A 25,491-nucleotide genomic window follows, 5' to 3' on the forward strand; every position below is an offset into this window, starting at 1 on the left:
GATAATTTGTGATGGCGACGCCCAATAAACCACACATCACTGTGCATGAGGCTAAGGTGTTGTGAGTAATGATTTTTTTTATTGCAACTGCATTCTTTGGCAATAGCGGCCATGCGGGCTTGCCTAGGCAGTGCGACTTAAAACAGCTACATTGTTTGCCATGGCAAACAATAATGACCCATCCTTCGACGAACTGGCGATCTTCCTGGCCGTTTGCAAGGCAGGCGGGTTCCGTACCGCAGCCAGGCAACTGGGCCTGTCGCCTGCCAAGGTCAGCGAAACCATCACCCGTATCGAAACGCAGCTTGGCGTGCCGCTGCTGGCGCGCACCACGCGCAGCGTGATGCCGACCCAGGCCGGACGCGCGCTGGCCGAACGCATCGCGCCCTTGTTTGCCGACGTACGGGCGGCGCTGCACGACGTGACGAGCCCGGAACAGGAAGTACGCGGCCTGTTGACCCTGAATGTGACGGGCGCGGTGATGGTCGATATCCTACCGCCGCTGATCGACCGCTTCCTGCTGCGCCATCCGGCGGTGCGCGTCGAGATCCAGGTGGAGGATCGCCTGGTCGACATCACCGCGGCAGGGTGCGACGCCGGCATCCGATACGGTGAACACATGGCGCAGGACATGATCGCGGTGCCGATCGGACCGGCGTTCCAGCAGCTGGCGCTGGCGGCGGCACCGGACTATCTGGCGCGGCGCGGCCTGCCTGCGCATCCGCGCGAACTGCTGGCGCACGACTGCGTGCGCATGCGCTTTTCGAGCGGCGCACTGACCGCCTGGACCTTCGAGAAAGAAGGCGAAACCTTGACGCTGGATCCACCGGGCCGCCTGGTCGTGGGTGTCGACGCAGCGGCCGCCGCGATCGGCTTCGCCTGCGCCGGCCACGGTCTGGTGTGCACCTTCAGGAACTGGCTGGCGCCGGACCTGGCCAGCGGCAGGCTGCAGCCGGTGTTACCCGACTGGTGGCTGCGATTCGACGGTCCGCAACTGTACTTTTCCAGCCGCCGCATGCCGGCGCCCCTGCGCGCGTTCGTCGACCTGGTGGCCGAAGAACGGCGGCACGGCTGAACTACCAGGGTACCTGGCCTTCGGCGCTGAGGAATTTGCCGTTGGGCTGACCGCCGCGCAGCAGGGCAAGCCGCACCGGCGTTGCCGCACCCTCGGCCGGGGTCAGCGGCCCGCCATGTCCATTCAGGTCGGTGGCGACGTAGCCCGGACAGGCGGCGTTGACGGCGATGTTGGTGCCGCGCAGCGTCTCGGCCAGCTGCACCGTCAACATGTTCAGGGCAGCCTTCGAGGCGTTATAGCCGATCAGGTGCACGCCATGGTACGGCGACGTGGCATCGCCGTTCACCGTCATCGAACCCAGGCTGCTCGACATGTTCACGATGCGGCCTGCAGGCGCCTGGCGCAGCAGGGGCAGCATGGCTTGCGTCACGCTGAGCGCACCGAAGAAGTTCGTGGCAAACAGGCGCCGCGCGGCGTCGACGGAGGCGCCGGCGGGTGGTCCATCCGCGGGATCGCCGATGCCGGCATTATTGACTAGGATGTCGAGCCGGCCGTGCGTGGCGCCGATGGCCGCCGCAGCCTGCTCGATGCTGGCCTGGTCGGTGACGTCGAGCTGGATGAAGCGGGCATCCACGCCCTCGCCGCGCAATGTGGCGGCCGCCGCTTCGCCACGGGTGCCATCGCGCGCGCCGACGATGATGGCGATGCCGGCGTGGCCGAGCTGGCGCGCGATTTCCAGCCCGATGCCCTTGTTCGCGCCGGTGACCAGGGCGACTTCCTTGTGATGCGCTTCCATTCCGACTCCTCTCTGTTCAAAAAGGCTATCGTCGGATATCGGGCTGGATCTGATAAGCCGGGTGGCGGCAAACAGGGTGTTCGCCGAAGCGAACAATGGGTGAGGTTTCCCCGAAGGCTGCCACGCGGCTGTCACCACAATCGAGGAACGGTTCGGCCATCCCGTGCCGATCATCGTGCACGAACTGACGTATTACGACCAGATTGCCATGCAGACGGCGGCAGCGAATGCGCCGGGACTGGCGCAGCAATTCGTGGACCGGGTGGTCAAGGGCCAGCGCCGATTGTGGTCAGCGCAGCAGCTTCAAACCCGGCGGCAGCGCATCGCCGAACATGCGCGTGGCGCTGGCCTGGTCGAGTTCCACCACCTCGCGCACCATCGCGCTCCAGTTGGCCGGCGCGCCGCTGGCGGCCAGCTTCTGCAGCACCTGCTCGCTCAGTTCCCCATCAATGTCGCGCGAGCGGTCGCCGGTCTTGCGCGCGATGTGGGCGGCGGCAAAGCCGGCCGGTTCGATGCGTTTCCAGTCCAGTTTCAGCAGTTCGCCGAGCCAGCGTGCGGCGGCGTCCGGCGGTGCCACCTCGTGCGCGCTGCCGTGCAGCGACTGGCGCGTGCCGACGCGGGCCAGCGCCCACAGGTAGCGCGCGTAGGTGGCGGCGGCTTTCGGGTCCGGCTTCGGGGCCGGCGGGATCGCCATGATCCGCCCCACCATCCAGTCGCCGATCTCGGCCTTGTAGGCGGACGGGATGCGTTCCAGCGAGGCGCCCAGGCGCAGCATGTCGTCCTCGCTGCCGTCGACCAGCGTGACCGGGCGCTTGGCCCGTTCGCCCGGCTCGGCCTGCAGGTTGAAGGCGAAGTCGTCGAGCAGGCGCAGTTGCGCTTCGGTGGCGAGGCCGCCGGCCACGCGCCGCCACAGCGTCCACCATTCGGCGCGCACTTGACTGTCCTTGTGATACTGGACGCCGCCCGGGAACAGCGCCCACAGCTGCTCGATGCGCCATTCGTCGAGCGGATGGCCGAAGCCGGGGCGCAGGCACCAGCCGGCCAGGTTGAGCCAGACGCGTTCGTGCTCGGGCGACCTGCGCCGGCCCTTGGCGCGTTCCATCAGCGCGTCGAACAGGCGCCGCAGCAGCGGCGTTTCCCAGCGCTCGCGGCCGCCCAGCAGGTGCTCGAGCGTGGCGCGCAGCTGGCGCACTTCGCGCGCGTCGACCTGCTGGTTGCGGCTGCCGAAGATGCGGTCGATGTGGCCCAGGGCCTCGTCCAGGCGCGGCGGCAGGGCTGCGTTGTCCGCGCCCTCGGGCGGATCGGCGTCGTCCTGCGCGCGCAGCTGGAATTCCAGCCGCCAGCGCTGGCCGCTGCCGTCTTCGGCCACGCAATGCATGTCCAGCGTGCCGACTTCGGACAGCGAAGCGGCCAGCTGCACCGGCATTTCACTCGCCGCCGCACTCGACCCTGAACCACCGCGCACGGCCTTGCCGGTCGCGCGCAGCACGGTGGCAATCGCCGGCAGGCGCACCACCTCGAGCGGATCGAGGTCGACCAGGTCGCCGGCCTGCACCGCGGCGCTCACCGAGGACACCAGGTGGAAGCGCACCGGCCGCCCCAGGCGCAGCGCAAAGCTGCGTTCCGACAGCAGCACCTCGCTGCCGGCGGCGGCACCGCGCGGCAGGATGCAGACGGCGCGCAGCTTATTGTCATGGGGCTTGTCGTCCAGCAGCAGGTAATACGTGCGCGCCGAACCGCTCTCGATGGCCGGTGCGGCGCCTTGGCGCGCCAGCGAATAGGCGACCGCGCCACGCGCCACGGCCACGTCCGGGTCGAGGTTGTGCAGCACCCGCACCGGCGCGCCGCGCCAGCCCGTGAGCACCTCGGCCAGGCGCCGGGCCAGGGCTGCGCCGCGGAACACGCCGCCGTTGAGCAGAAGGGTGTCCGGCACCGGCAGCGCCGCATCATCGCCGGGAGGCAGGCCCAGCGCCTCGCGCGCCGCCTGCGCGTGCTGGCGCAGGAAGCCGGCCAGGTGGCGCGTGACGGCCGGGTCGCTGGCATAGGGCAGGCCGAATTCGACGATGCCGGCGCGCGCGCGCTGGGCCGTTTCCTGTGCCGGGTTCAGCGGGAAGAAGCCGTCCAGCACGATGGCCTGCACGTCAGCGCGCGTCAGCTGGGCCGTGCGGCTGGCACCGATCAGGCGCGAACCGGCGCCGAGCAGGGTCACGCCGACCTGCTCGGGCGCGTCCGCCGCCAGCAGCTGCTCCTTGGCGGCGCGGCAGCGCTCCGTCAATTGCGCCAGGCGCACGCTGGACAGGCGCTGGCCGTCGGCGCCGCCGAGCCGGGACTCGGCCAGGTGCGCCAGGGCCAGGTCCATGTTGTCGCCGCCCAGGATCAGGTGGTTGCCGACGCCGATCCGGGTGAGCGATGGCTGCTCGTCGACCAGCTCGACCTTGACCAGGCTGAAGTCGGTGGTGCCGCCGCCGACGTCGGCCACCAGCACCAGGCGCGATCCGGCCAGTTCCTCGTGCAGCGATGCGCGGTGCCGATACAGCCAGTCGTACAGCGCCGCCTGCGGTTCTTCCAGCAGGCGCAGGTGCGGCAGGCCGGCCAGCCTGGCAGCTTCCAGCGTCAGCGCGCGGGCGCCTTCGTCGAAGGAAGCGGGAATCGTCAGGACGATGCGCTGGTCCTGCAGCGGGTGAGCGGGGAAGCGCGCATTCCAGGCCGCGCGCAGATAAGACAGGTAGCCGGCGCTGGCGGCCAGCGGCGAAATTTTCGGGACCTCGTCGGGCGCGCCCCAGGGCAGGATGGGCGCCGTGCGGTCGACGCCGGGGTGGGACAGCCAGCTCTTGGCAGACGCAACTAACCGACCGGGCGTCTGCGCACCCAACACGCGCGCCAGGCGGCCGACCACGGCATCGCGGATGCCGGCCGGGTCGGCCGGCTGCCACGGCAGCTGCAGCGCGCCGGGCGCGAGCTCGCCCTCGGCCGGGTGGTAGCGTACCGAGGGCAGCAGCGGCGCCGCGGCCACTTCGCCGGGCGCCACCAGCTGGTCGACCGCGAAGGTCTCGACCTCGGCGGCACCTGGCGCGGCATACGCCAGCACCGTGTTGGTGGTGCCGAGGTCGATGCCGACGAGATAAGTGGATGCGTCCACTCTGGGTTACTGGGCGTCAGGCGCGCTGCGGACGTCGAACTCCACCTTCCAGCGCAGTCCCTCGCGCGAGACCGCGACCAGTTCCAGCGTGCCGGACTCGGTGGCCAGCGCATGCAGCTTGACCTGCACCACGTCGCCCGGCGTGCGGCCTTCGGCCGGCAGGTCGGCGTGGATCTCGTTCAGCTCCTGCAGCTCGTCCGGGCCCCAGAACTCGAGCACGTCGCCGCTGCGGTCCTGGCGCCGGGTGGTCGAGCCGAAGAAGCGGAAAGCGACCGGCTCGCCCACCACCAGGCCGAATTCCTGGCCCGGCAGTTCCAGCTCGCTGCCTTCTTCCATGCCGAACGGCGCCACGCACAGGGCCGTGATCGGCGGCTCCATGCCGGGAATGGCCGGCATCGACGATTCCACGCCGACGTAGTAGGAACGCGCCGTGCCGCCGCGGATGCGCACGCCGCCGCCACGGCGCGCATAGTTGTAGTAGGCGGCGCCGCGGGCCACGGCCAGGTCGAGGTCGGCGCCTTCCAGCATGCGTGCCGGTTCCGCGCCTTCCATGTACAGCCAGTCGTTGATGGTGTCCATCACGCGCTGCGCCAGGATGTCGGACTTGAACACGCCGCCGTTGAACAGCACCGCGCTCGGGTGCAGGAAGGTGTGCTCCGGATTGACCTGGCCATTGAAGCCCTGCAGCTCGGCGGTGGCGCCGGCCTGGCGCGCCAGGAAGGCGGCCAGGTGGCGCGTGACCGCCGCGTCCTGCGCGTACGGCAGGCCGATCTGGGTCAGGCCGGCACGGGTGCGCACGGCCGGGCGCGCGCTGGCTTCCACGCGCGGGAAGAAGCCGTCGGTGATGAAGGCGGTGACTTCGTCGCGCGTCAGCTCGGTGCGGATCGAGCCGCCGATGAGTTTCGAGCCGCGGCTCGGCACCACGATCGGCCAGGCGGCCGCGTTGGCGTCGGCCAGCAGGTGTTCCTTGGCGCCGCGGCAGGCGTAGGTGAGGGCGCGCATCTGCCAGGCGTCGAGCTGGGTGCCATTGGCCTGCAGCTTGCGCGCGACCAGGTGCGCCAGGGCCAGGTCCATGTTGTCGCCGCCCAGCAGGATGTGGTCGCCGACCGCCACCCGGTGCGGTTCCAGGTTGCCGTCGCGTTCCAGGATCGCGATCAGCGAAAAGTCGCTGGTGCCGCCGCCGACGTCGACCACCAGCACGATGTCGCCGGCTTTTACTTGCTTGCGCCAGGCGCCGCCGCTGCCCTGGATCCAGCTGTACAGGGCCGCCTGCGGCTCTTCCAGCAGGGTCGGGCTGCCGTAGCCGGCGTTGCGCGCCGCTTCGGCGGTGAGTTCGCGCGCGGCCGGGTCGAACGAGGCGGGAATCGTCACGGTGACAGCCTGCTGCTCGAACGGCGCGTACGGATAGGCCGCGTTCCAGGCCTGCTTCAGGTGCTCGAGGTAGCGCGTGGAGGCCGTCAACGGCGAGACGCGCTCGACTTCTTCCGGCGCGTCGGTCGGCAGGATGGCGGCGCGGCGGTCCACGCTCGGGTGGCTCAGCCAGCTCTTGGCCGAGGACACCAGGCGGATCGGGGTACCGGCGCCGCGCGAACGTGCCATCTCGCCCACGACGGGGGCGGCCATGCCGTCCGTCCAGGGCAGGGCCAGCTCGCCCGGTGCCAGTTCGTCCGGGTGCGGCAGGTACATGAAGGAGGGCAGCAGCGGCAGCGCCTCGACGGTGCCGGGGCCGCTCAGCTGCGGCACCGCCAGCACGCCCTGGTCGGCCTTTTCGCCGTCGCTGGCCTGCAGGTCGACCCAGGAAAGGGCGCTGTGGGTGGTGCCGAGGTCGATGCCGATGGCATAGCGTGCGTTGGTCAGATCATTCACAGTTCCACCTCCGCCGGGGCCAGGATGCGGGCATCGTGCTGTTCGGCCAGCTGCGGCAGGCGCACGTCCGCGGCGCGCCAGCCGCGGTGGTTCAGCACGCCGGTGAACGGCGCCTTGCCGACCACGTTGCCGGTCAGGCGCACGCTGGCGGCGTCGAAGCCTTCCGGCAGCGTCACGCGCGCGCCTTCGTTTTCGCTGCGCACCGGTTCGATCGTGAAGTGCTCGCGCAGCACGCGCGCGCAGCCTTCGTGCACGACGCGCGCGGCGGCACCGATGTCGGCGTCGGCATAGGCCGCGATGTTTTCGTTGGCAAAGTCGATCAGGCGCGCTTCACGCTGCAGCAGGGCCAGCAGCTGCATGGCGGCGTCGGGCGTGGCCACGCGCAGCGTGACCGGTGGCGGCGCAGGTGCCGGCGCGGGTGCAGGGGCCGGAGCGGGGGCAGGTGCAGGTGCAGGGGCCGGTGCGGCGACCGGGCCGACCTGGTCGTCGCGCACGCGCGCGGCGAATTCGGCGTCGCCGATGGTCTTGAAAAGGGCGCCAAAGGCGAGGGAAAGCCTGCTCCAGAAGGAAGGCAGAGAGGTCGGTTGGCTCATGTTCTTGTGATATCCGTAGCTAATCCATCAAAGCGCGCATCATACCAGTTGAACAAATAAATTGAGCAGCATCGACCGCTCAGATCGACGGATCGCCGGCCGGCCTGCCGTCCGTGGCGCCTGGATCGCCCCCGGCCGGCAGTACCGCCGCCCCGCTCAGCAGGGCACGCGCATAGGCATCGAACTCGTCCAGCCCGCGCTTGATGATGGTGACCAGCGCCGGCAGCGGCGCCGCCTGGTAATCCCATTCGGCGCGGCAGAATTCGCCGGTGCGCTTCAGGTCCTCGGCCAGCGCCGCCTCGATCCAGCCGTGTTCGGCCAGCAGCGTGATCACCTCGCGCTCGTCCTGGGCCGGGCCGAGGTCGAGGCTGCCCAGCACGTAGTCGCCCATTTCCACCGCCGCTTCCCAGGCGCGGATCACGTTGAGCGTGGCCGCATCCTGGCGCGTGATGTCGCCGACAAAGGTGGTCGGGTCCTTTTCGTATTCGTCGCGGGCACGCTTGCAGCAGCGCTCGATGGTGCCCATCTTGCTGACCAGGAGATCGTTGTCCATGCCTGTCCTCGGTGATAGAGCACCTAAAAACCTCCATGGCAGCGTTGCATCGTCTCGCCGTACTAGCGTACTGTCTTCGACGCTGCGCCTTGCCCTGAAGGTTTTGTTAGGTGCTCTTGGTTGATTTCGATGCCTACCTTACAACAGGAACATCGCGGCCGCCGCACAAGTGGGTAGGAGCGCGCCCAGCAGCAGGCCGACGGCCCCGATCGACTCCTCGTTGAAGCCGCGCCGCAGCAGCGCGGCGCCGGCCGGATTCGGCGCATTGGCGATCACGGTCAGGCCGCCGCCGCCCACCGCGCCGGCCACCAGCATGTAGCGTTCGTGCTCGGACAAGCCGGAAATCAGGGAGCCGAGATAGGTCAGGGCGGCATTGTCGGTGATCGCGGTGAGGCCCAGCGCGCCGAAGAACAGCTTGGTGGCGCCGAGGCTGGAAACGATCGGTTGCAGCCACCACTGCTGCATGCCGCCCAGCACCACGAGTCCGGCCAGGAAAAAGCCGACCAGCAAGCCCTCCTTCAGCACCAGCGGGTCCTGGTAGCGCGCATACGCCTGGGTAAAACCGAGGAACAGCAGGAACAGGCCGACGAACAGCACCGGATGGTGGGCCAGCAGCACCACCGCCGCCAGGAAGCCGAGGTGGATCAGCGCCACCAGCGGCGGCACCCGCACCGGCGACTCCCCCTCGACCGAGGCATCGAAGGAGCGCAGGTGCGGCCGCAGCAGCAGGGTGACGATGCTGGCGTTGAACAGCACCGCGACCAGGGCGCGCCAGCCGAAGTGCTGCAGCATGTGAGTGCTGTCCCAGCCCCAGGGGCCGGCCACCATCAGCACCGGCGGCGCGGCGTAGGCGGTGAGCGTGCCGCCGATCGACACGTTCACGAACAGCACCCCCAGCGCCCCGTACTTCAGCCACTCGGGCATCCCGGGACGGAACACGGTGGGCGCCAGCATCAGCGCCGCCAGCGTCATCGCGGCCGGTTCGGTGATCAGGGAACCGGCCAGCGGCACCAGCGCCAGGCCGAGCCAGGCCTGCGCGACCTCGTTGCGGACCGGCGCCGCGCGTGCAAGCAGGCGCACCAATGCGCGCGCCGTCTCCAGCACCGGCTTCGATGCGGCCACCACCATCACCACGAACACGAACAGCGGCTCGGTATAGCTGCGCGACTCGGCGTAATCGATGGCGGCGGCGCTGCCGTCGACGAAAGCCATGAACAGCATCAGGATGGCGGCCCAGAAGCCGAATACGACCTCGACCTCGCCTAATAGATGGAACAGCCCGGCATGGCGCGGGTGGCGGTGGGCCAGGTATTCGAACAGGTAAGTGGAGAAGGTGTGGATCAGGGCGATGATGAACAGGACCAGGCCGATTTTTTGCATGGCGGTGGTCATGGGGCGGCTCCGTGGAAGGGCAGGGCAGGCGTCATTGTTGAGGAATTGAGGGCAGATGCCTTTATTATTTCATTTTTCTCAAGCAAACGACGTATTGGGCCGGGGACGACAATTTTTGTATATGCCTGTCGATGCGTGCGTGTGTCGTTCGTCGTCAGGATGCAGGACCACAATGCCAGCCACTGTTCCCTAGGAGAATGTCATGAACAAGCAGATCATTTTCAATCTTCCAGTCAAGGACCTGGAAAAATCCAGAGCCTTCTTTTCCGCACTCGGTTTCAGCTTCAATCCGCAATTCAGCAACGACAGCGCTGCCTTCATGAACATCGTCGACGGCACCATCCATGCCATGCTGACGACCGAACCCTTTTTCAGGTCCCTGATCGACAAGCCGCTGGTGCAGGCGAAGGAAGCCAACGAGGTCGTCATCTGCCTGAGCTGCGAGAGCCGCGAGGAGGTGGACAGCCTGATCGCCAGGGCCAGCGCCGCCGGCGCCCGCATCCCGCATCCGCCCGAGGACCATGGTTTCATGTACGACCAGGGCTTCGAGGACATCGATGGCCACCTGTGGAACCTGGTCTGGTCGCGGCAGGGTGACGGTCAGGGGAGCGGTCAGGCCGGGTGATTCAGCTCGGCGATCAGCGACCGGTGCGCCGCGACCCCGGCCATGGCACCTTCCGCGACCGCGAACGCCACGTTGCCTGTGGCCCGGGCCAGGTCGCCGCAGCAGAACACGCCGGGCACGCTGGTCGCCTGTTGCGCATCCGTGGCCACGAATGCGCCGATCGGCCCATCCTCGAACGCACAGCCGAGCTGGGAAGCGAGGGGGCTGGCGCTGTCCGTGCGCGACGCCACGAACAGTCCCGCCATCGGCAGGCGCCGGCCGTCTGCCAGCACCACGTCGGCGGCGCCGTCGATGCGCGCCACCGGCGTGCGTTCCACGCTCACGCTGCGCCGTTCGAGGGCTGCCAGCTGGGCGGCGTCCGGCTCGAACGTACCGTTCAGCAGGAAGGTGACGCGGCCCCAGTCCGGCAGCATCAGCGCGTGATGCATCGATAGCGCGCCGACCGCCAGCACGCCGATCTCGCCTTCGTTCAGCTCGTAGCCATGGCAGTAGGGACAGTGGAAGACGCTCTTGCCCCAGCGTTCCTGCAATCCGTCCACCGGCGGCAGGGTGTCGACCACGCCCGTGGCCAGGACCAGGCGCTGGCCGCTTACGCTGCCGCCGTCGCCCAGCGTGATGCGGAAACCGTCGCCATCGGCGGCAGCGCCGATGGCGGTGTCGTTGGCCCACGCGACGGTGGGATAGGCTTGCAGCTGGGTCCGGCCATCGGCCGCGATGGCCGCCGCTTCGCTGCCGTCCTGGGTGAGGAAACCATGCGAGCGATGGGCGTAGCGGTTGCGGCGCCGGTTGGCATCGATGACCAGCACGCGGCAGCGCGCACGCGCCAGCTGCAGCGCCGCCGACAGGCCGGCATAGCTGCCGCCGACGACGATGACGTCGAATTCCGCATTCCCGGATTTATTCTTCATGGTGTGCTCCTCGGTGTTGGGCGTACTGCGCATTGAAGCGCTCGGAAAGTTCGGCGAGCGTGACGTTTGAAAGCCGCTCGATCAGCAGCGCTTCGGCTTCCTCGAAGGCGCTGGCGAGAGACTGGTTGACGGCCTGCTCGACCAGGCATTCGGGGTGTTCGACCCGGTTCCCCATCGCGAACACGGCCGGCGACCCGACCGCTTCGTAGATGTCGCGCAGGGTCACCTGGCGCAGGTCGGCCGTGACGACCCAGCCGCCGCCATGCCCCTTGCCCGAGCCGACGTAGCCGCGCTCGCGCAGGCCGGCGAGCGTGCGGCGCACCAGCACCGGGTTGGTGTGCAGGAAACCCGCAAGTTCCTCCGAGGTCAGCGGCCGGGCGCTGTGGGCCATGTGGAGGAGGAGGTGCAGGATCGAAGAAAGCTTACTGTCTCGTCTCATGTAACTTATGATAGTACAAAAAACGCCCTATGTGGGCATTTGCTGCTGACTTATCGGGCGCGGTGAACGTTGTGAAGTATGTAAGTATGTGTCAGCCACGTAAGCGTTTGTAAATTCGGTCAACAGGCGCCGGGGCGGCTGCGTTTCATGAGCAAGTGATACGCAACAACGTTCACATATACCGATAAACAGCAGAGGACCCTTCATCATGAAAAAAACCATCGCCGTCGTCATCGCCAGCCTGTTCGCTACCGCTGCATTTGCACAGACGTCCGCCCCGGCTACCTCGAAGCCGGCCACCAAGCAGGCTGTGCTGGTCAACAATGCCGACGTGAAGGCAGCGAAAGCTGACACCAAGGCGGCACCTGTTGCCGCACCGGCAGCGCAAGCGGACGAGAAAAAGACGAGTGACGAGGCGAAGCCGGCCAAAGCGCATGCCAAGAAAGCCAGCGCCAAGCATGAGAAGAGCAAGGCCAAGCACACGGCGAAGACCGACACCGTGAAGGACTCGGAGAAGGATAACCAGGACGCCGCGGCCGCGACGCCGGCGCCCGATGCTGCTGCGGCACCGGCTGCGTCGCCGGCTTCCACGCCGACGCCGGCCGACACCCAGGCGCCGGCTGCGACCATGACGCCTGTACCGGACGCTGCCGCCACCCCGGCACCTGCCGCGCCGGTTTCCCAGTAAGACCGCCGTTTCAATGACAAAAAAGCCCGCGCGATGCGGGCTTTTTGTCAGGCGCCGAATGCACCGTCGATCGTGTGCATCGCCCCGGTCACGAAGCCCGCTTCCGGTCCCGCCAGCCAGGCCACCATGGCCGCCACCTCTTCAGGACGGCCGTGGCGCTTGATCGCCATGAAGCTGTGCATCAGGTCCTTCATGGGGCCGTCTTCCGGATTCGCGTCGGTGTCGATCGGTCCCGGCTGCACGACGTTGATCGTGATGCCGCGCGGGCCGAAATCGCGTGCCAGCCCGCGCGCCAGCCCCTGCAGCGCCGACTTGCTCAAGGCATAGGACGCCATGCCGGGGAGGGGCATGCGGTCACCGTTGACCGATCCGATCACGATGATGCGGCCGCCGGCGGGCATCTGCCGCGCCGCTTCGACCGAAGCGTGATACGGCGCATGGACATTGATACGGAACAGCCGGTCGACTGCGTCCGGGTCCTGCTCCAGCGCATCGCCGAAGATGGCAATGCCCGAGTTGACGACCAGGACGTCCAATGGACCGCTGTCGCGGACCCGGGCGATGACCGCATCCCGGTCCGCGCTGTCGGTCACGAATGCCGTGCTCCCGGTTTCCGCGGCAATGCGCTGGGCCGCTTCCGGCGAACCCGAGTAAGTAAACGCCACCTGCGCGCCGTCTGCGGCAAAGCGGCGCACGATCGCCGCGCCAATCCCCCGGCTGCCGCCGAGCACCAGCACCTTCTTGTCAGCAAAATCCGTCATGGTCCCTCCCTTTTGGTTAATGTAGTGCATGCTACAATAACCATTAGACCCCTTGTCAAGCATTTCTGTAATCATGACTACAAATATATCTTCCGCACGCGGCCGTCCCCGCCGCTTCAATCCCGAAGAGGCGGTCGTCACTGCGCAGCGCCTGTTCCACGAGAAGGGTTACGACGCTGTGAGCGTTGCCGACCTGACCAAGGCGCTGGGCATCAACCCGCCCAGTTTCTACGCTGCCTTTGGCAGCAAGGCCGGGCTGTACGCACGGATCCTCGATCGTTATGCGCAAACCGGTGCCATTCCCTTGACGCAGATTTTCAGCGCGGAACGGCCGCTGGCCGAAGCGCTTGCAGAGGTGCTGGTGGAGGCGGCACGCCACTACGCCGCCGATCCCGGCGCCACCGGCTGCATGGTGCTGGAAGGAACCCGGAGCAACGATCCGGAAGCCCGTGACGCCGCCTGCGGCTACCATGTGGCCGCGCAAGATCTGATTCGGGAACATATCGCTGCGCGCTACCCGCAGGAGGCGGATCGCCTGGCGGATTTTGTCTCCACCACCATGGCCGGGCTCTCGGCCAGCGCGCGCCATGGCCAGAGCCTGGAGCGCCTGCTGGCCACTGCGCGGCTGGCCGGCCTGGCGATCGCACAGGCGCTGGCTCTGGACACCGCGCACGATTCCAAAAGATAAATCTTGCCAAAACCTGATGAGACGTATACTGTATAAACATACAGTATTTCCTTGCGTCACATATGATTTGCTCAGATTCCACGTCTGTAGCGCCGGAATCCTTGCACCCGTCGCTCTGGCGCGCCTCGCAACTGGCGCGCTCCAGTACGCGCTGCATCGACACCGGCCACCCTGCGCTGTCGGCCCAGCTGCCCGGCGGCGGCTGGCCGACCGGTTCGCTGGTCGACCTGCTGATCCAGCAGCCCGGCATCGGCGAGATGCGCCTGCTGCGGCCAGCGCTGGCCGAGGTCGCCAGGCGCCGCATCGTGCTGTTGCAGCCGCCGCATCCGCCGCAGGCGCTGGCGCTGGCCGCGCTCGGCGTGCCGCCTTCGCAATTGCTCTGGCTGCGCGCCGCGCAGACCGCGGATGCGCTGTGGGCCGCCGAGCAGGTGCTGCGCAGCGGCAGTTGCGGCGCGCTGCTGTTCTGGCAGAACCATGCGCGCGCCGACAGCCTGCGCCGCCTGCATCTCGCCGCCCAGGCTGGCGAGACCCTGTTTTTCCTGATGCGGCCGCTGGCGGCGGGCCAGGACGCCTCGCCGGCGCCGCTGCGCCTGGCGCTACGGCCGCAGGCCGGCGGGCTCGAGATCGATTTCGTCAAACGCCGGGGACCGACGCGCGATGCGTCGCTGTTCCTGCCACTCACTTCTCACCTGGTACAACGCCATGCGCCTGTGGATCGCACTGCACCTGCCCCGGTTGCCGCTCGAGGTCTTCGCTCCGAGCTGGTGCACTGACAGCGGCAGCGTCGTGCTCGACCAGGAGCGCGTGCTGGTCGCATCCACCTGCGCGCGCGACGCCGGCGTGCAAATCGGGATGCGCCGCGGCGGCGTGCTGATGCTGCTGCCCGATGCCCGGATCCACGAGCGCGACCTGGCGCTGGAAGATGGCGCGCGCCAGTCGGTGGCGCTGACGCTGCTGCAGTACACGCCGCAGGTGGCCGAGGACGAGGAATCGACCCTGATCATGGACGTCGGCGCCAGCCTGACCCTGTTCGGCGGCATCCACGCGCTGTGCGCGCGCGTGCGCGAGAACGTGCGCGCGCTCGGTTTTACCGTGTCGCTGGCGGCGTCGCCGACCGCGCGCGGCGCCTGGCTGCTGGCGCGCGCCAATGCCGGGCGCGCGGTGCGGATGGAATCGCTGGTGCGGCGCCTGGACCGCCTGGCCGTGCTGCTGGCGCCGCCGGCGCGCGCCCATGCGGCCTGGTTCGACGGCATCGGCTGCACCACGCTGGGCGAGCTGCGCCGGCTGCCGCGGCCCGGCCTGCAGCGGCGCTGCGGCGGCGCGCTGCTCGACCTGCTCGACGCCGCCTACGGCCTGGCGCCCGAACTCTACGAATGGATCGCGCCGCCGGAGACCTTTTACGCGCGCCTCGAACTGTTCGACCGCATCGACGACGCCGAACTGCTGCTGGAAGGCAGCAGGCGCCTGCTGCTGCAGCTGGTCGGCTGGCTGTGCGCACGCCAGCTGGCGGTGGAACGCATCACGCTCAAGCTCGAGCACGAGCGGGGCAGGGTGGCGCGTGCGCCGACCTGCATCGACGTGACGCTGGCCGAACCGGCCTGGCGCGACGAACACCTGGTGCGCCTGCTGAAGGAGCGCCTGGCCAAGACGGTGCTGGACGCGCCGGTGATCGGCCTGGGACTGGAAGCCGTGCAGGTGCAGCCGATGGCGCCGCCCAGCGAGTCGCTGTTCCCCGAGCCGGGCGGCACCGAGGACGACCGCATGCGCATGCTGGAACTGGTGGCCGCGCGCTTGGGCGCCGACAACGTGCTGCAGCCTTTGCTGAAAGCCGATTACCGTCCCGAGCAGGCCAACGCCTGGGTGCCGCTGCAGCACAAGGTGGCCGACAAGGCACGCGAAGCACGCATGCCGCCCGACGTGATGGCGCTGCCGCGTCCGACCTGGCTGCTGGCCAAGCCGATCGCGCTGCTGATGCGCAACCACCGGCCGTTCTACGGTTCGCCCTTGCGCATGACGTCGAGTCCGGAGCGCATCGAGGCCGGCTGGTGGAACGGCCCGCAGACGCGCGATTACTTCATCGCGGAAGGGCAGGACCACACGCTGTACTGGGTCTATCGTGAGCGCATCGGCGCCGACGACGCCGAACCGCGCTGGTTCCTGCACGGGCTGTTCGGCTGATGTTCGGCTGGGAGCGCGGCCTTACAGTTTATCGATCTGGCGGTCGATCGCCTTGCGTGCACGTTCGTTGCGCTCGCTGTAGCGGTCGGTCAGGTAGTCGGTGCGGCCGCGCAGCAGCAGCGTCATCTTGAACAGTTCTTCCATCACGTCGACCACGCGGTCGTAGTAGCCCGATGGGCGCATGCGGCCGGCATCGTCGAACTCCTTGTATGCCATCGGCACCGACGACTGGTTCGGGATCGTGAACATGCGCATCCAGCGCCCCAGCAGGCGCAGGGTGTTGACCACGTTGAACGACTGCGAGCCGCCGCAGACCTGCATCACCGCCAGCGTGCGGCCCTGGCTCGGCCGGATCGCGCCCATTTCCAGCGGAATCCAGTCGATCTGGTTCTTCATCACCGCCGTCACCGCGCCGTGGCGCTCCGGGCTGCACCACACCTGGCCTTCCGACCACAGGCACAGCTCGCGCAATTCGACCACCTTCGGATGGGTCTCGGGCACGCTGCCCACCATCGGCAGTTCCATCGGGTCGAAGATTTTCACCTCGGCGCCGAAGTGTTCCAGGATGCGCGCGGCTTCCTCGGTCAGGAAACGGCTGAAGGAGCGTTCGCGCAGCGAGCCATACAGCAGCAGGATGCGCGGCGGGTGGTCCAGGTCGCCGGTAGGCGCCAGCTTGTCCGGCGTCGGCAGGTCCAGCAGCTCGGGTTGGATGTTGGGAAGGTTCGGGATCTTGTCCATGTGATTTCTCGATTCAGCCCAGGCGCAGCGCCAGCGCGCCCAGGGTCGCCAGCAGGATCGGCAGCGTCAGCACGATGCCGATGCGGAAGTAGTATGCCCACGAGATGCGGATGCCGCGGGCCGACAGCACGTGCAGCCATAGCAGGGTAGCCAGGCTGCCGATCGGCGTGATCTTCGGGCCCAGGTCGGCGCCGATGACGTTGGCGTACACCATCGCTTCGCGCAGCGTGCCCTGTGCCGAGGTGGCATCGATGGCCAGGGCGCCGACCAGCACGGTCGGCATGTTGTTCATCACGGATGACAGGATGGCCGTGACCAAGCCGGTGCCGAGGGCCGCGCCCCAGATACCATACTCGGCGCAGCGCTCGAACAGGGCCGTCAGGTATGCAGTCAGGCCGGCATTGCGCAAGCCGTAGACCACCAGGTACATCCCCAGCGAGAACACGACCACCTGCCACGGCGCCCCGCGCAGCACGTCGCGCGTCGGGATGCGCCGGCCGCGCGCCGCCACCGCCAGCAGGATGACGGCACCTGACGCGGCGACTGCACTGATCGGAATGCCGATGGCGTCCAGCCAGAAAAAGCCGATCAGCAGCAGCGCCAGTACCCACCAGCCGGCAAGGAAGGTGGCGCGGTCATGGATGGCGTCCTGCGGATGCCGGAGCTGTGCGGGGTCGTAGTGGAGCGGGATGTCCTTGCGGAAGAACCAGGCCAGCGCGCCCAGCGTGGCGGCCACCGATACCAGGTTCACCGGTACCATCACCGCCGCATAGCGGGCAAAGCCGATGCCGAAGTAGTCGCTCGACACGATGTTGACCAGGTTCGACACCGCCAGCGGCAGGCTGGCGGTGTCGGCGATGAAGCCGGCTGCCATCACGAAGGCCAGCGTGGCACGCGGCGTGAAGCGCAGGGCGGCCAGCATGGCGACCACGATGGGCGTCAGGATCAGCGCGGCGCCGTCGTTGGCGAACAGCGCGGCCACCGCCGCCCCGAGCAGCACCAGCAGCACGAACAGGCGGCGGCCGCTGCCGGCCCCCCAGCGCGCCACGTGCAGCGCCGCCCACTCGAAGAAACCGGCCTTGTCGAGCAGCAGGCTGATGACGATCACGGCGACAAAGGCGCCGGTCGCGTTCCAGACGATGTGCCAGACGACAGGAATGTCGCCGACGTGGATGACGCCGGCCAGCAGGGCGGCGATGGCGCCGCCGGCCGCGCTCCAGCCGATGCCGAGGCCGCGCGGTTGCCAGATCACGAGCGTGAGCGTGGCCAGGAAGATGAGCAGGGCAGTCAGCACGCAGGTCCTTCAGGCGTCAATGCTGCCGATGCGGTCCAGCTCTGCCTTGAACGCGGCACGGTCCTGCGCCAGCGTGTCCAGCGGCAGCGCCAGGAAGGCTTCGATACGCGCCCGCAGGATCGCGTACGCCTGTTCGAACGCGGCCCCGATCTCCTCTTCGCTGCCAACCACGTGGCTCGGGTCTTCCACGCCCCAGTGCGCGCGCAGGACCGGCCCCAGGTAGGCCGGGCAGGTTTCGCCGGCGGCGCTGGCGCACACCGTGACCACGATGTCGGGCGTGAGCGGCAGGCCGTCCCAGGACTTGCTGGAATAGCCCGCGGTCGGGATGCCCTTGCGCGCCAGCAGGGCCAGCGCGCGCTCGTTCAGCTTGCCCGTGGGCTGGCTGCCGGCGCTGATGGCGTGCCAGCCGGCCGGGGCCAGGTGGTTGAAGACGGCTTCGCTGATCAGAGAACGGCAGGAGTTGCCGGTGCAGAGAAAGAGGACGTTCATGCCGGGTTTCCTTTGGCGCAGGCGGGCAGGGAGAGGGGCGAGCAGGGATTGCCGCCGCAGCAGTTCTCGGTGAGAAAGCCCAGCAGGGCGTTCATGCGTTCGAAGCGGGCGGCATAGATGACGAAGCGGCCTTCCTGGCGCGGCACGACCAGGTCGGCGTGGGTCAGCTCCTTCAGGTGGAACGACAGCGAGGACGGCGGCATGCCGAGCGCCTCGGCGATCTTGCTGGCGGCCAGTCCTTCGGGACCAGCCTGCACCAGCAGCCGGAAAGCCGCCAGCCGCGCCTCCTGCGCCAGTGCGGCCAGGGCCGTCACCGCATCCTTGTTGTCCATGGCCGCTCCAATACATTTCGATATTTCGAGTATAGTCGAAATATAGCGGGGAGGGGCTGGCTTGCATGCACAGCCGATCCGGTGCACAGTGGCGCCATCGTAAAAACCGCACCAGATTCTCCATGCTCACCGAACGTATTGACTTCCAGGGCCCGCACGGCAAGCTGTCGGCCAAGCTCGACGCCCCCGACGGCACGCCGCGCGCCTACGGCGTGTTCGCCCACTGCTTCACCTGCAGCAAGGACGTGCTGGCCGCGACCCGCGTCTCGCAGGGCCTGGCCGAACTCGGCATCGCCATGCTGCGCTTCGATTTCGCCGGCCTCGGCAACAGCGCCGGCGATTTCGCCGACACTAATTTCTCGTCCAATGTGCACGACCTGGTCGCCGCCGCCGACTTCCTGCGCGAGCGCTTCAAGGCGCCGGCGCTGCTGGTCGGCCACAGCATGGGCGGCACCGCGGTGCTGGCGGCAAGCCACCGGATTCCGGAATCGAAGGCGGTGGTGACGATCGCCTCGCCGAGCGACCCGCAGTACGTGGTGAACAAACTGTTTGCCGAGCACCTCGACACCATCGCCAAGCTGGGCGAAGCGCGCGTGCGCCTGGCCGGCCGCAACTTCAATATCCGCCAGCACTTCGTCGACGACGCCATCGGGCACGGGCTGCACGACCGGATCGCCAACCTGGGCCGCGCGCTGCTGGTGCTGCACGCGCCCCAGGACGACACCGTCGACAAGTCGAACGCCAGCCGCATCTTCGAGCTGGCCCGGCATCCGAAGAGCTATGTGTCGCTGGACGGGATGGATCACCTGCTCACGGGCAGGGAAGATGCAGCCTACGTGGCCGGGCTGATTGCGGCCTGGAGCACGCGCTATATCGCGCGTGAAACCAGTTAAGCGCGCATGTCCTTGACCGCAAACCGGCCACGCCCCTCACGCTTGGCCGTGTAGAGCGCCTTGTCCGCTTCGTTGCCCAGTGCCGGGATGTCGATCGGCCAGTCGCACGCATAGGCGACGCCGATGCTGGTCGACACCCTGCGCTCGCCGCCGTCGAGGACGAAGGGACGCTCGAACGCTTTCAGGATCTTGGCCGCGACGAGCGAGGCTTCCTCGACCGTCTTCAGCCTCTCCAGGATGACCGTGAACTCGTCGCCGGCCAGGCGGCAGACCGTGTCCGTGATCCGCACCGACGATTTCACACGCTGGGCAAACTCGGCCAGCACGGCATCGCCCACGGCATGGCCGAGGGTATCGTTGATCTGTTTGAAATGGTCGACGTCGAGGAACATCAGGGCGATCGCGTGGCCGCTGCGCTGGGCGCGCTGCACCGCTTCGGCCAGCCGTTCGTCATAGCTGCGGCGGTTCGGCAAGCCGGTCAGGGAGTCGGTCCGGGCGATCCTGTTCAGCATTTCCTGGTGCTGTTTCGCTTCCGAGATATCCGAACTCAGTACGTAGGTCCCGACACACTTGCCGTCCTGCATATCCGGAATGCCTACGACCTCGACCGTCTTCGTGCCATCCGGTCCTGCCACTTCGGCTTCGAAACGGATGGCCTGTCCGCCAAGGTTCTGGCGCAGGAAGGGCTGGTCGCGCAGGTACATCTCTTCGCCGAACACATCCTTCACGCTCTTGCCGATCATGTCTGCCGGCGCAATGCCATACCACTTTTCGTAGGTGCCGTTCGCAAACTGGTAGCGTTCGGCACGATCGATATACGCAATCAGGACCGGCAGGTTATCCGTGATGGTGCGCAGGCGCCGTTCGCTCGCTTCCAGGCGGCGTGCCGATTCCTTCAGTGCCGTGACATCCTTGAGTGCGATGACGGCGCCGATATTCGTGCCATCCGCAGCGTGCAGTGCGCGTCCGCTGGCCAGCAGGTGGCGGGGCGCCGCCTGTTTTGGCTTGACCACCACCTCGATATTTTCGAGCAGCTCGCCATGCATTGCCCGCAACAGGGGAATCTGTTCTTTCCGCATGGGCGTCCGGCCGTCCGGCATGAACAAGTCATAGTGGCCGGCCCATTGATCCTGCGGCACCTGGGCCGGAGCAAGACCATGGATCTCGCGCGCGGCCCGGTTGAATACGCTGATCGCGCCCTCGCGCGAGCAGACCACCACGCCGACATCGATCGAATCGAGGACGGCGTCGAGCAGTTCACGTTCGCGCGCGAGTTCGTCCTCGATGCGCTTTCTGACCGAAATATCCTGGATGAAGGCGCCGAAAAAGTGCGTGTCGCCGGCGTTGATCAGGCCGATCGTCATCTCCACCGGAAACTCGTCGCCATGCCGGCGCATGGCGGACAATTGAAGGCGCTTGCCGACCACATCGGAGGAGGCGGATAGCGAAAAGCGCCGCATCCCATTATCATGCCCTTCGCGCAAGCGCGGGGGAATGATGGTTTCCGTGACGGTCCGGCCAAGCGCCTCTGCGCGTGTCCAGCCAAAGATTTCCTCGGCCCGCGGATTCCAGTCGGTAATCCTGCCCTGCGCATCGACGCCGACGAAGGCATCCAGGGCGGTATCGATGATCGCCTTGACCCGCTGCTCGCTCTTGCGGGTGTCGTCGACCGCCTTGTGCAACTCGACCGTGCGTTCCAGCACGCGCGCTTCCAGTGTGGCGTTGAGTTCGCGCAATCCCTGTTCGTTCAGTCGTACCTTGCCCAGCAGCGCGTTGAGTGCACTCTGCAGGATCTGCACTTCCGCAAGGCGGCTGCGTATCGGCGGGATGTCGTGCGCATTGCCGGCCTGGAGTGCATCGGCATGGCGCGTAATGGTGCGCAGGGGCTGCGTGATGTCGCGTGCCAGCGCCCAGACCAGCAGCGCTACCAGTGCTGCGCCGCCGAGGCCGCTCCACAGGATCTTGTCCTTCAAGGCCTCGACCGGTTGGTAAGCTTCGTCGAGCGGCTGCCGCACCAGCACGGTCCAGCCGAGTCCCGGATACGAGCGATGCCCTAGGCTGCGGCTGTAGCCGACCAGGTAGCGCTTGCCATCCGGCCAGGTTTCGATCTGCGCACCGTTGCCGCCGCGCTGCGCCTGCAGCAGGCTGTCCTGGTGCAGGACCTTGTCGGCATATTCCTTCGGTCCGAGCAGGACGGCGCCGCCTTTACTCAGGATGAGCGTGTCGACACCTTTGCGCTCGGCCAGCGGGCGCAGGACCGAGCGTTCCACTTCGCCGGCCCATTGCCAGCTCAGATGGGTACCCAGGACGCCGACAATGGTTCCGTCTTTTCCATAGTAAGGGAAGGCGATGTCGAAAAAACGCTTGGGCTCGCCGCGAGGATTCGGCAAAAACCTGGCGAGCAAGACCGCTTCATGCACATCATGCAGGTAACTATTCTGATAGGCAGCAGTGAACCAGGGGCGGCGCGAGACATCGGCCCCTTCCAGCAAGTGCTTGGTCGCGACCTTGACCTTGCCGGCGTTATCGGTCAGGCCGATCCAGGCATAGTAGGGGTGGGTGTCCTGCATGCTGTCGAGCACGGCACGCTTGGTCTCGGCAGGCACGGCCGGATCGGTGATCTCATGCCGCTCTGCCATCAGTTTGACTTCGCGGTAGCGCTCGTACATGCCGCGGTCGAGCTTGTCCGTGGTCTGGAACGCAAGCTCGGCCAGGTTGTCGCCGATTTCGTGTTCAACCTGCTTTGTCAGCGTGTGGCCAACGAGTTGCAGCGTTGCAAAGGTAAGAAGGAGCATGACCCCGGCCACGGTGGCGGCCAACAGCGGGGCAAGGGCGATACGGTCGAAGCGAAAGCGCAGAAGCATGGATCAGGAAACGATTACAAAAATGTTGCCTCGGGAGCATAACATGCGTCGTGTCCTTACCATCTGGTGGTTGTTTCCTCGGCTGTAAATATACGCCTGAGCCGCTGAATGTGTCGCGCAATGTAAACATTCTTTACATTTTGCTTACTAAACAAAGCATGCCATTTTCTGTACCCGGATGGCCGGGTGACTCGCCAGCGGCTCCCATTCGTCGATGAAGACGAAGCCCTGGTTCAGGTAGAAACGTGCCGCGCGCGCATTTTCCGGTGCCACGTCGAGCACGATGCGGCGGTGGCCGCGCTCGCGGGCATGCGCCTTGACGGCATCGACCAGCTGCCGCGCCGCGCCCGAGCCGCGCTGCTCCGGCACGACCCACATGCCGATCAGGTTGTAATGGCCCTGGCCATCCACGGCGCCGCCGATCATGCCGACCGGCTTGCCGCCGTCATCGAAGGCCAGCCAGAACGCCGTGCCGCCCACTGCCGCACGTTCGCGCCATTCGGCCTCGGTGTAGGCGGCCGCGGTCCGGTGGCTCACGCCGAAGGCGGTCGGGGCGTCGAGCAGGGCGGCAAGGCGGATGGATTTGAGGGTTTCCCAATCGGCTTCGCAGGTCGGTCGAATGATCATGGATGCATGCTGGATAGATAATGAGACATGCTCGCACGAAACCTGGCTATGCGACAATGCCGCCAAGAATCAGGAGACATGTTTTATGCAGAATTTTGAACGGCGGCGCGACCGCTTCGACTTTTTCGACCGCATGCAAAGCCCGGCGGTCAATTTGTGCTTCCGCATGGACCTGCCGGACTTCCGGCCCTGGTGCAAGGCGCAGGGCCTCGCGCCTTTCCACGTGCTGCTGTGCGCCGTGCTGCGTGCGGTGCTGCAGGTCGAGAATTTCCGCTACCGCGTCCTGGACGGCGAGGTGATCATGATCGACCGCCTGCACCCTTCCTTCACGGTCGTGAACCAGCACTTCGACCTGAATTTCGCCCAGTTCGACTGGTCCGACGACGTGCGCGAATTCGTCGCCCGCGGCCAGGCGGCGCGCGAGGAGGCGTCCGCCATGCTCGAGATGAACCAGAAATACAGCGCGCTGCCGCCGCGCGCGGCCAAGGAGCAGGTTTTCATCACCTGCATGCCGTGGCTGGATTTTACGTCGATCCAGCATCCGATGGCCTCGCTGGCCACGCCCGACATCCCGTCGCTGGCCTGGGGCAAGTTCCGCGACGGGCCGGACGGCTTGCAGCTGCCGTTCTCGGTGCAGGCGCACCACGGCTTCGTCGACGGCTATCACATCCACCAGTTCGCGCAGCAGGTCGCACGCGAGCTGGAAGCGATCATGACGTGATGTAGGCGGCCAGCTCTTCCGACGTCCCCAGCGGAAAGGCCGCCTTTAGGAACTCGAGGAAGGCCGACACGCGCGCACTCAGCAGCCGCCGCGAAGGGTACAGCGCCCACAGCGCGATCTCCGGCCCCTCGACCTCGCCCCACTGCACCAGCAGGCCGTCGGCCAGGTCGTGGCTGACCAGCGAGACCGGCAGGCGCCCGGCACCGACACCGGCGCGCACCGCATCGCGCACCATCACCAGCGACGACAGGCCCAGCACCGGGTCGACCGCGATGCGGGACGGGCCGGCCGGCGTGCGCATGGCCCAGGTGGCGCTGCGATCGGCACTGCCGCGGACCACCGCCGGCACCGGCGTGCCGTCCTCGGGCCGCGCCAGGCCCGGGCCGGCCACCACCAGCAGCCGGTCGCGCACGAAGATGCGCCCGACCAGGCTTTCGTCCGGATCCGGATTGACCCGGATCACCAGGTCGATGCCTTCCTCGACCATGTCGACCGCCCGGTCCTCGGTCGTCACTTCCAGCCGCACTTCCGGATAGGCCAGCGCGAAGCCGGCCGCCAGTTTCCCCATCGCGATCTGCGAGAACAGCATCGGCGCGCTGATGCGCAGGCGGCCGCGCGGCCTGGCACCGCCCGAGGCGATCTCCGCCGCCGTCTGGTCGACTTCGGTGAGCAGGACGGCGGTGCGCTCGTACAGCGCGCGGCCTTCCTCGGTCAGCTTCAGGGTGCGCGCGCCGCGCTCGAGCAGGCGCAGGCCGAGATCGGCTTCCAGTTCGGCCACGCGGCGCGACAGCGTCGCTTTCGGCCGCCCGGTGGCGCGCGCGGCACGGCCGAAGCCGCCATGGCGGGCGACCAGGTTGAAGTCGGTGAGGGCGAGGAGATCCATATGTTCCGTATGTGTTCCATCAGCGAGACGATATGTCCAACTATACCGTCTATCGGTCCAGCTGTGGGATGACTACCATGAACTCGTCGTCAACCACATCACCTAAAGGAGCACATCATGACCATCCTCGTTACCGGTGCCGCCGGCACCATCGGCCGCAACGTCGTCGAACAACTCGTCAAGCGCGGCGCCAGCGTGCGCGCCCTGGTGCGCGATCCGGCCAAGGCCGACTTCCCGAGCGGCGTCGACGTCGTCAAGGGCGACCTGCTCGACGTCGACTCGCTGCGCAGCGCCTTCAAAGGCGTGTCTACCCTGTTCCTGCTGAACGCCGTGGTGCCCGACGAATTCACCCAGGCGCTGATCGCCCTCAACACCGCCCGCGAAGCCGGCGTCGACCGCCTGGTCTACCTGTCGGTGATCCACAGCGACGTCTATGTCAACGTACCGCACTTCGCCGGCAAGTACGGCGTTGAACGCATGATCGAAAAAATGGGTTTTTCCGCCACCATCCTGCGCCCGGCTTATTTCATCAGCAACGACGTGACCGTCAAGGACGTCGTGCTCGGCTACGGCGTGTATCCGATGCCGATCGGCGCCAAGGGCCTGGCCATGGTCGACGTGCGCGACATCGGCGAGATCGCGGCCATCGAGCTGATCCACCGCAAGAACGCCACCCGCCCGCTGCCGCTCGAACGCATCAACCTGGTCGGCCCGGACACCCTGACCGGCCCCGATGTCGCCGCTATCTGGTCGGACGTGTTGCAACGCCCGGTTGCCTACGGCGGCGACGACACCGCGGCTTTCGAGCAGAACCTGCGCAACTTCATGCCCGGCTGGATGGCCTACGACATGCGCCTGATGAGCGAGCGTTTCCTTTCCGACGGCATGGTGCCCGAAGCCGGCGACGTCGCCCGCCTGACCGCGATGCTGGGCCGGCCGCTGCGTTCGTACCGCGAGTTCGCGGCCGGCATCGCCGCTTCGGTTTGAATCCAGCTTCATCGACAAGGAG

The 25,491-nt window shown here is 67.3% G+C and carries 25 protein-coding genes; 9 read left to right on the forward strand and 16 right to left on the reverse strand.

The window, feature by feature from the left end; genetic code table 11:
* Positions 1-160: 160 nt before the first annotated feature.
* Complete coding sequence (locus FBX97_RS14505; RefSeq protein WP_141832733.1) at positions 161-1,075, forward strand: LysR family transcriptional regulator; 915 nt, start codon at positions 161-163, stop codon at positions 1,073-1,075.
* Position 1,076: 1 nt separating this feature from the next.
* Here the strand turns inward: FBX97_RS14505 and FBX97_RS14510 are convergent, their stop codons facing one another.
* The 6 genes from FBX97_RS14510 to FBX97_RS14535 form a co-directional block, all read right to left on the reverse strand.
* On the reverse strand, positions 1,077-1,811 hold the full coding sequence (locus FBX97_RS14510) for an SDR family oxidoreductase (protein ID WP_141832735.1): 735 nt from the start codon (positions 1,809-1,811) through the stop codon (positions 1,077-1,079).
* Positions 1,812-2,100: 289 nt separating this feature from the next.
* A complete protein-coding gene (locus tag FBX97_RS14515; RefSeq protein ID WP_141832737.1) occupies positions 2,101-4,950 on the reverse strand; it encodes an Hsp70 family protein in 2,850 nt (949 codons plus the stop codon).
* Between the two features lie 6 nt (positions 4,951-4,956).
* Entirely contained in the window at positions 4,957-6,807 is a 1,851-nt protein-coding gene (locus FBX97_RS14520; RefSeq protein ID WP_141834507.1) for an Hsp70 family protein, read from the reverse strand.
* 5 nt (positions 6,808-6,812) lie between these two features.
* A complete protein-coding gene (locus tag FBX97_RS14525; RefSeq protein WP_141832739.1) occupies positions 6,813-7,409 on the reverse strand; it encodes a DUF2760 domain-containing protein in 597 nt (198 codons plus the stop codon).
* Between the two features lie 79 nt (positions 7,410-7,488).
* On the reverse strand, positions 7,489-7,962 hold the full coding sequence (locus FBX97_RS14530; protein ID WP_141832741.1) for a DUF86 domain-containing protein: 474 nt from the start codon (positions 7,960-7,962) through the stop codon (positions 7,489-7,491).
* 138 nt (positions 7,963-8,100) lie between these two features.
* Positions 8,101-9,354 carry a putative Na+/H+ antiporter gene (locus FBX97_RS14535; protein ID WP_255517467.1) on the reverse strand — a complete coding sequence of 418 codons (1,254 nt, stop codon included), beginning with the start codon at positions 9,352-9,354 and terminating at the stop codon, positions 8,101-8,103.
* A 202-nt stretch (positions 9,355-9,556) separates the two neighbouring features.
* Here FBX97_RS14535 and FBX97_RS14540 point away from each other — a divergent pair, with 202 nt between their 5' ends.
* Positions 9,557-9,979 carry a VOC family protein gene (locus FBX97_RS14540; protein ID WP_141832743.1) on the forward strand — a complete coding sequence of 141 codons (423 nt, stop codon included), beginning with the start codon at positions 9,557-9,559 and terminating at the stop codon, positions 9,977-9,979.
* Here the strand turns inward: FBX97_RS14540 and FBX97_RS14545 are convergent.
* Positions 9,967-10,887, reverse strand: coding sequence for an NAD(P)/FAD-dependent oxidoreductase (locus FBX97_RS14545; RefSeq protein WP_141832745.1), 921 nt, complete (start codon positions 10,885-10,887; stop codon positions 9,967-9,969). The two genes, FBX97_RS14540 and FBX97_RS14545, sit on opposite strands and share 13 nt — an antisense overlap.
* Positions 10,877-11,326: an Rrf2 family transcriptional regulator gene (locus tag FBX97_RS14550; RefSeq protein ID WP_141832746.1), complete on the reverse strand. Its 450-nt coding sequence runs from the start codon at positions 11,324-11,326 to the stop codon at positions 10,877-10,879. Before FBX97_RS14550 ends, FBX97_RS14545 begins: the two co-directional genes overlap by 11 nt.
* A gap of 208 nt (positions 11,327-11,534) precedes the next feature.
* Here FBX97_RS14550 and FBX97_RS14555 point away from each other — a divergent pair, with 208 nt between their 5' ends.
* Positions 11,535-12,014, forward strand: coding sequence for a hypothetical protein (locus FBX97_RS14555; RefSeq protein ID WP_141832748.1), 480 nt, complete (start codon positions 11,535-11,537; stop codon positions 12,012-12,014).
* Positions 12,015-12,061: 47 nt separating this feature from the next.
* On the opposite strand, the gene bdcA is transcribed toward FBX97_RS14555, so the two are convergent.
* Positions 12,062-12,775: an SDR family oxidoreductase gene (bdcA, locus tag FBX97_RS14560; protein ID WP_141832750.1), complete on the reverse strand. Its 714-nt coding sequence runs from the start codon at positions 12,773-12,775 to the stop codon at positions 12,062-12,064.
* A gap of 73 nt (positions 12,776-12,848) precedes the next feature.
* Here bdcA and FBX97_RS14565 point away from each other — a divergent pair, with 73 nt between their 5' ends.
* From FBX97_RS14565 to FBX97_RS14575, 3 genes are all read left to right on the forward strand, one after another.
* On the forward strand, positions 12,849-13,463 hold the full coding sequence (locus tag FBX97_RS14565) for a TetR/AcrR family transcriptional regulator (RefSeq protein ID WP_141832753.1): 615 nt from the start codon (positions 12,849-12,851) through the stop codon (positions 13,461-13,463).
* A gap of 62 nt (positions 13,464-13,525) precedes the next feature.
* Complete coding sequence (imuA, locus tag FBX97_RS14570) at positions 13,526-14,236, forward strand: translesion DNA synthesis-associated protein ImuA (protein ID WP_141832755.1); 711 nt, start codon at positions 13,526-13,528, stop codon at positions 14,234-14,236.
* Positions 14,166-15,641, forward strand: coding sequence for a DNA polymerase Y family protein (locus FBX97_RS14575; protein WP_141832757.1), 1,476 nt, complete (start codon positions 14,166-14,168; stop codon positions 15,639-15,641). Before imuA ends, FBX97_RS14575 begins: the two co-directional genes overlap by 71 nt.
* A 21-nt stretch (positions 15,642-15,662) precedes the next feature.
* Here FBX97_RS14575 and arsH read toward each other — a convergent pair whose 3' ends face one another.
* From arsH to FBX97_RS14595, 4 genes are read right to left on the reverse strand one after another with little or no spacing between them, the layout of a single operon-like run.
* Complete coding sequence (arsH, locus tag FBX97_RS14580) at positions 15,663-16,379, reverse strand: arsenical resistance protein ArsH (RefSeq protein WP_141832759.1); 717 nt, start codon at positions 16,377-16,379, stop codon at positions 15,663-15,665.
* Between the two features lie 13 nt (positions 16,380-16,392).
* Positions 16,393-17,673: an arsenic transporter gene (locus FBX97_RS14585; protein WP_141832761.1), complete on the reverse strand. Its 1,281-nt coding sequence runs from the start codon at positions 17,671-17,673 to the stop codon at positions 16,393-16,395.
* A 9-nt stretch (positions 17,674-17,682) separates the two neighbouring features.
* On the reverse strand, positions 17,683-18,162 hold the full coding sequence (locus tag FBX97_RS14590; RefSeq protein WP_141832763.1) for an arsenate reductase ArsC: 480 nt from the start codon (positions 18,160-18,162) through the stop codon (positions 17,683-17,685).
* Positions 18,159-18,494, reverse strand: a complete 336-nt coding sequence (locus tag FBX97_RS14595) for a helix-turn-helix transcriptional regulator (protein ID WP_141832765.1) — start codon at positions 18,492-18,494, stop codon at positions 18,159-18,161. The genes FBX97_RS14590 and FBX97_RS14595 overlap by 4 nt, the downstream gene beginning before the upstream one ends.
* 122 nt (positions 18,495-18,616) lie before the next feature.
* Here FBX97_RS14595 and FBX97_RS14600 point away from each other — a divergent pair, with 122 nt between their 5' ends.
* Positions 18,617-19,387 (forward strand): S9 family peptidase, encoded by a 771-nt coding sequence (locus FBX97_RS14600; RefSeq protein WP_141832767.1) that lies wholly within the window; start codon positions 18,617-18,619, stop codon positions 19,385-19,387.
* Here FBX97_RS14600 and FBX97_RS14605 read toward each other — a convergent pair.
* Both FBX97_RS14605 and FBX97_RS14610 read right to left on the reverse strand, forming a co-directional pair.
* Complete coding sequence (locus tag FBX97_RS14605) at positions 19,384-22,206, reverse strand: PAS domain S-box protein (protein WP_185748595.1); 2,823 nt, start codon at positions 22,204-22,206, stop codon at positions 19,384-19,386. The genes FBX97_RS14600 and FBX97_RS14605 overlap by 4 nt on opposite strands.
* Before the next feature lie 192 nt (positions 22,207-22,398).
* Positions 22,399-22,878 carry a GNAT family N-acetyltransferase gene (locus tag FBX97_RS14610; RefSeq protein ID WP_141832771.1) on the reverse strand — a complete coding sequence of 160 codons (480 nt, stop codon included), beginning with the start codon at positions 22,876-22,878 and terminating at the stop codon, positions 22,399-22,401.
* A gap of 85 nt (positions 22,879-22,963) precedes the next feature.
* On the opposite strand from FBX97_RS14610, the gene FBX97_RS14615 reads away from it, so the two are divergent.
* Positions 22,964-23,599 (forward strand): CatA-like O-acetyltransferase, encoded by a 636-nt coding sequence (locus FBX97_RS14615; protein ID WP_141832773.1) that lies wholly within the window; start codon positions 22,964-22,966, stop codon positions 23,597-23,599.
* On the opposite strand, the gene FBX97_RS14620 is transcribed toward FBX97_RS14615, so the two are convergent.
* Positions 23,589-24,482, reverse strand: a complete 894-nt coding sequence (locus FBX97_RS14620; RefSeq protein ID WP_141832775.1) for a LysR family transcriptional regulator — start codon at positions 24,480-24,482, stop codon at positions 23,589-23,591. The two genes, FBX97_RS14615 and FBX97_RS14620, sit on opposite strands and share 11 nt — an antisense overlap.
* A gap of 117 nt (positions 24,483-24,599) precedes the next feature.
* Here FBX97_RS14620 and FBX97_RS14625 point away from each other — a divergent pair, with 117 nt between their 5' ends.
* Complete coding sequence (locus tag FBX97_RS14625) at positions 24,600-25,469, forward strand: SDR family oxidoreductase (RefSeq protein WP_141832777.1); 870 nt, start codon at positions 24,600-24,602, stop codon at positions 25,467-25,469.
* Positions 25,470-25,491: the final 22 nt, after the last annotated feature.

It is taken from the genome of Herbaspirillum sp. SJZ107 (genome assembly GCF_006715485.1).
Taxonomy (GTDB): Bacteria; Pseudomonadota; Gammaproteobacteria; order Burkholderiales; family Burkholderiaceae_D; genus Telluria.

What these genes read in the sequence shown, in the direction of transcription:
- FBX97_RS14505 (WP_141832733.1), top strand. Translation starts at nt 161, where the DNA reads ATGGCAAACAATAATGACCCATCCTTCGACGAACTGGCGATCTTCCTG.
- FBX97_RS14510 (WP_141832735.1), bottom strand. Translation starts at nt 1,811, where the DNA reads ATGGAAGCGCATCACAAGGAAGTCGCCCTGGTCACCGGCGCGAACAAG.
- FBX97_RS14525 (WP_141832739.1), bottom strand. Translation starts at nt 7,409, where the DNA reads ATGAGCCAACCGACCTCTCTGCCTTCCTTCTGGAGCAGGCTTTCCCTC.
- FBX97_RS14530 (WP_141832741.1), bottom strand. Translation starts at nt 7,962, where the DNA reads ATGGACAACGATCTCCTGGTCAGCAAGATGGGCACCATCGAGCGCTGC.
- FBX97_RS14535 (WP_255517467.1), bottom strand. Translation starts at nt 9,354, where the DNA reads ATGACCACCGCCATGCAAAAAATCGGCCTGGTCCTGTTCATCATCGCC.
- FBX97_RS14540 (WP_141832743.1), top strand. Translation starts at nt 9,557, where the DNA reads ATGAACAAGCAGATCATTTTCAATCTTCCAGTCAAGGACCTGGAAAAA.
- FBX97_RS14545 (WP_141832745.1), bottom strand. Translation starts at nt 10,887, where the DNA reads ATGAAGAATAAATCCGGGAATGCGGAATTCGACGTCATCGTCGTCGGC.
- FBX97_RS14550 (WP_141832746.1), bottom strand. Translation starts at nt 11,326, where the DNA reads ATGAGACGAGACAGTAAGCTTTCTTCGATCCTGCACCTCCTCCTCCAC.
- FBX97_RS14555 (WP_141832748.1), top strand. Translation starts at nt 11,535, where the DNA reads ATGAAAAAAACCATCGCCGTCGTCATCGCCAGCCTGTTCGCTACCGCT.
- bdcA (WP_141832750.1), bottom strand. Translation starts at nt 12,775, where the DNA reads ATGACGGATTTTGCTGACAAGAAGGTGCTGGTGCTCGGCGGCAGCCGG.
- FBX97_RS14565 (WP_141832753.1), top strand. Translation starts at nt 12,849, where the DNA reads ATGACTACAAATATATCTTCCGCACGCGGCCGTCCCCGCCGCTTCAAT.
- imuA (WP_141832755.1), top strand. Translation starts at nt 13,526, where the DNA reads ATGATTTGCTCAGATTCCACGTCTGTAGCGCCGGAATCCTTGCACCCG.
- FBX97_RS14575 (WP_141832757.1), top strand. Translation starts at nt 14,166, where the DNA reads ATGCGCCTGTGGATCGCACTGCACCTGCCCCGGTTGCCGCTCGAGGTC.
- arsH (WP_141832759.1), bottom strand. Translation starts at nt 16,379, where the DNA reads ATGGACAAGATCCCGAACCTTCCCAACATCCAACCCGAGCTGCTGGAC.
- FBX97_RS14590 (WP_141832763.1), bottom strand. Translation starts at nt 18,162, where the DNA reads ATGAACGTCCTCTTTCTCTGCACCGGCAACTCCTGCCGTTCTCTGATC.
- FBX97_RS14595 (WP_141832765.1), bottom strand. Translation starts at nt 18,494, where the DNA reads ATGGACAACAAGGATGCGGTGACGGCCCTGGCCGCACTGGCGCAGGAG.
- FBX97_RS14600 (WP_141832767.1), top strand. Translation starts at nt 18,617, where the DNA reads ATGCTCACCGAACGTATTGACTTCCAGGGCCCGCACGGCAAGCTGTCG.
- FBX97_RS14610 (WP_141832771.1), bottom strand. Translation starts at nt 22,878, where the DNA reads ATGATCATTCGACCGACCTGCGAAGCCGATTGGGAAACCCTCAAATCC.
- FBX97_RS14615 (WP_141832773.1), top strand. Translation starts at nt 22,964, where the DNA reads ATGCAGAATTTTGAACGGCGGCGCGACCGCTTCGACTTTTTCGACCGC.
- FBX97_RS14620 (WP_141832775.1), bottom strand. Translation starts at nt 24,482, where the DNA reads ATGGATCTCCTCGCCCTCACCGACTTCAACCTGGTCGCCCGCCATGGC.
- FBX97_RS14625 (WP_141832777.1), top strand. Translation starts at nt 24,600, where the DNA reads ATGACCATCCTCGTTACCGGTGCCGCCGGCACCATCGGCCGCAACGTC.